Raw genomic sequence first — 3,738 nt, forward strand, 5'->3', positions numbered from 1 at the left:
ATATTCATATTCATTGGTATAAATAGCATTGTCTCTCTCAAATTCATGAATTCGCACTGTTGAGTATGGTGTCGGTTCGCTATGATTCCAGCGTTTACTAAGTTGCTGAAATTACACTGCCAAGTATGGTTTCAATCGTTGGTAGATTGGTGTTTGCGGTTACAGTTAGCATCGTGAATTTGGGGCTGTTCACCTGCTGCCTCGGTGGGGCGGCCAAGCCGCTTTGATTTCAGTTTTCATATAACAAACTGTGCAAGTTGACCCTTTACACGTGGCATTTTTAGTCTGAATTGGCTTTTGTGATTACGGTGTACTGTTTGGGTTTAGGGGCGGGCAACTTCACAAGGGCGTTAGGTGCTCTATTGGCATCGGAGGGAACATGTTTAAATTCGTAAGGTTAATAGTGCTATCAAACGTATTAGCACTGCTAATTGTTATTACTTTCGAGTATTTCACTGGCTATTTGAAACTATCATTTTCTAGTGATTATGCGTTCTATTCAATGCTAGTCCTTCTTGCTATGGGTTCACTTTTGTCTTTTTCCGGTCATAAGGTCGGATATAGTGACCCTAGTAATATGGCTGGCGTTTCTGCTAGCTCGCTAATTGAAAACGAATCTGCTAAATCAACTATTGTGACCAAATTAGAGAGTACATCTGTTGGGCACAGCTTATTGATTGCTAGCTTGCTTCCATTGCTTTATTGCCTGCTATCGTAGCCATCACCTAACAAATTGTTCAACTGGATTCCAAAACGCTTGGCATTTTTGTAATGGTTAGCTTTTGTGGTTAAGGTGGTCATATTAGGTTTGGTGGCGTTGTTTTGTCACAAGTTAACAAGGCGTTATGTATTCGCGACAAAATCAGCCCTAAGTTGTCGTAAATCTTCAATTATTTGTCCGTCAAAATCGCCATAATACTGTCTATATTTTACAATTTACTATCGGTTGAATCGAAAATGATCAGACAGTACAAATCAGAGGATATCGAGCAAGTTCTCGATATTTGGCTTAAGGCATCAATACAAGCTCACGATTTTGTTGCAGCAGAGTTTTGGGAGTCACAAGTCTCGAATATGCGTGAAATCTATATCCCAGCATCAAAGACTTATGTATTCGAAAATGATGGAAATATCATTGGTTTCTACTCGTTATACGAAAACCTTTTGGCAGCAATTTTTGTCTCGCCCGCTCGTCAAGGTAAGGGTGTTGGTAAGCAGTTAATAGCCCATGCTAAAAAGCAATGTTCGGAGTTGACTTTAAACGTTTACAAAGACAATGAAGCAACCTATAAATTCTACCTCTCGCAAGGTTTCAAGGTAGATAATGAGCACGTTTGTGAGCATACAGGTTGTGCTGAGTATGCGATGAGCATGAGCACATAACAAACTGTGTAAGTTGACCCTTAACACGCGGCATTTTCAGTATGAATTAGCTTTTATGATTACGGCGTAAAGTTTTGGTTTCGGGGCGGGCACCTTCACAAGGGCGTTATGTCATTAATTAGACTTTAGCTCGAGATTAACATTCTAAATTAATGTTCTATGTGAGAAGGAAAGTTTGATGTCACGTCAAAAATCACTATATTTTCGATCCGTGGCATCTGGATATGCACTGCTTGCATTATTTCAATTCTTGATGGCAAATTTGGCTGGTAATTTTTATGGTGATGAGTTCCAGACAACCGACTATGTTGATGAGCTCTATTACTTTGCTACATTGCTTGTGATTATCGCAGCTTACATTATTGAGTTAGGGTATGAAAAGTTATTTATCATAACAATATCATGTAGTTTAATCGCTTTATTGTATGCAGACGCATTCGCTCTCTTTGCGGCCTTATTATTGTTTACATCGATATATGCCATAACGAAAGTTACGTGGAATAAGTCATGACATAACAAAACAATAAAGGTGATGCATTACACTCGGCATTTTTGATATGGAGTTCGGTGCGCTTTGTTGGTGCAACGTGGCACACCTTATTGTAGGCGTTAGGCTCAATTCATTGATGTTGAGTTTTTAGGCAGGGGGTAATGTGCTCTGGATTGTTACGAAATACTTACTAACAGCAGCTATCGTGGTTCTTATTTCCGAAGTTGCCAAGAGAARCGATAAATTTGGTGCTTTAGTCGCTGCATTACCAACGGTCACGATCTTAGCATTAGTTTGGATGTATATCGAAGGTCAGGGGGCTGAAAAACTATCAAACCATGCTTTCTATACATTTTGGTTTGTAGTACCAACCTTGCCAATGTTTCTCCTGTTCCCTTATCTACTGAGCAAATATTCTTTTTGGACTACATTGATGTTAAGTTGTTTAATATCAGTAATTTGCTTTGCTATTGTGAACGTGGTGGCTAAGTGTTTTGGAGTAAATCTGCTCTCTTAAGCTTTGAGCCTAACAAAGCGTTTAAGACGGATTCCCAACGCTCGGCGTTTTCGGGTTACTTCAATTAAAGTGTTTATGTCACAATGGTTTAGCTAGGGTGGTTAGCGTTGCTCACCACTTAACGCGGCGTTATATGCCATTTTTTCTTATGGTTTAGGTCTCATTGCCGCTTGATATTCAGTGGTCTCAATGTGGGTCGCAATGCAGTAAAAATCGTTCCTGAAATGGTGCGGTTAACCTAAATCTCATGCCAATATTCATTGCTATAAATAGCATTATCTCTCTCAAATTCATGATTTCGCACTGTTGAATATTGCGTTGGTTCGTTATGATTTCAGTGTTTACTAAGTGGCTGAAATTACGAAGCCAAGTTTGTATTTCAGTTGTCGGTAGTGCGGTGTTCGCGGTTACAGCCCGCATTGTGAGTTTGGGGTTGTTCATTTGTAGTCTCGGTGGGGCGGCCAAGCCGCTTTGATTTCAGTATTCATATAACAAACTGTGTAAGTTGACCCTTAACACGCGGCATTTTTAGTATGAATTAGCTTGTATGATTACGGGGCAAGGTTTGGGCTTCGGGGCGGGCAACTTCACAAGGGCGTTATGTGCTAGGGGGCATCATTGAAAATTTTAGAAACGGAATTTGAAGATTTGAGTTCAGTGGTAGAGCTTGTTGCTCGTGTCTCTCAATCAGATATTCTCCCGCACTTTAGCGAAGAGGGACGAGTTACATTCTCTTCTAAGGTGCTGCCAGATGTTGAAATGGCTTTCGATAAAACGCGTTTTCAAAGTCTAAAAGTTATAGAAAAAGACAAATTAGTAGGCTTTGGCGCAATTCGCGATAAAGAGTACATAACGCACTTGTTTATTGACAAAAACTCCCAAGGATTTGGGGTAGGGAAATTGCTAATTGATCAACTTTTGAAGTTCGCAACTTCAAATGAGGTGTGCTTAAAAGCTTCGGTCAATTCCGTAGGTTTTTATGAGTCTCAAGGTTTCAAGTCTACAAGCGAAGAATCTGAGGTTAGCGGCATTCGGTTTGTGCCAATGTGTTGGGTTCGCACATAACACATATGAGCCTTCGGACGTCAAGCGGTAAAGCGGATCCTATCGGCCGCGTTAGCGGTCGACTGAAAGTCGATTAACAAGCGCGTTCTCTTCGTTAGTCAGAGTAGCCGTTCAAGTCATGCTTGCGGCAAACACATATTGAGGATCTCTTACGCAGTCTCAACTGCTGCCTGTTTAGTTGCCTTCCATTGCGGTGAAACAGGGTCGCTAGACATTTATCGGTTAACCCACAGTTGGCGCTATTCAAAGAGTGATGGTTACGAAATTCGTACCAGTTAGTTTC

The 3,738-nt window shown here is 40.7% G+C and carries 5 protein-coding genes; all 5 read left to right on the plus strand.

Annotated features, from left to right (window positions below):
* The first annotated feature begins 379 nt into the window (after positions 1-379).
* The 5 genes from L4D78_RS28045 (at position 380) to L4D78_RS28065 (ending at position 3,455) form a co-directional block, all read left to right on the plus strand.
* On the plus strand, positions 380-718 hold the full coding sequence (locus tag L4D78_RS28045) for a hypothetical protein (RefSeq protein WP_428469969.1): 339 nt from the start codon (positions 380-382) through the stop codon (positions 716-718).
* Between the two features lie 239 nt (positions 719-957).
* Positions 958-1,383 carry an N-acetyltransferase gene (locus tag L4D78_RS28050; RefSeq protein WP_428469970.1) on the plus strand — a complete coding sequence of 142 codons (426 nt, stop codon included), beginning with the start codon at positions 958-960 and terminating at the stop codon, positions 1,381-1,383.
* 178 nt (positions 1,384-1,561) lie between these two features.
* On the plus strand, positions 1,562-1,894 hold the full coding sequence (locus L4D78_RS28055) for a hypothetical protein (RefSeq protein WP_428469971.1): 333 nt from the start codon (positions 1,562-1,564) through the stop codon (positions 1,892-1,894).
* Positions 1,895-2,036: 142 nt separating this feature from the next.
* Positions 2,037-2,390 carry a DUF3147 family protein gene (locus tag L4D78_RS28060; protein ID WP_428469972.1) on the plus strand — a complete coding sequence of 118 codons (354 nt, stop codon included), beginning with the start codon at positions 2,037-2,039 and terminating at the stop codon, positions 2,388-2,390.
* A gap of 618 nt (positions 2,391-3,008) precedes the next feature.
* Entirely contained in the window at positions 3,009-3,455 is a 447-nt protein-coding gene (locus tag L4D78_RS28065; protein WP_428469973.1) for a GNAT family N-acetyltransferase, read from the plus strand.
* Positions 3,456-3,738 lie beyond the last annotated feature (283 nt).

The sequence above is a fragment of the Photobacterium minamisatsumaniensis genome, assembly GCF_050336695.1.
In the GTDB taxonomy this organism is placed as follows: domain Bacteria; phylum Pseudomonadota; class Gammaproteobacteria; order Enterobacterales; family Vibrionaceae; genus Photobacterium; species Photobacterium minamisatsumaniensis.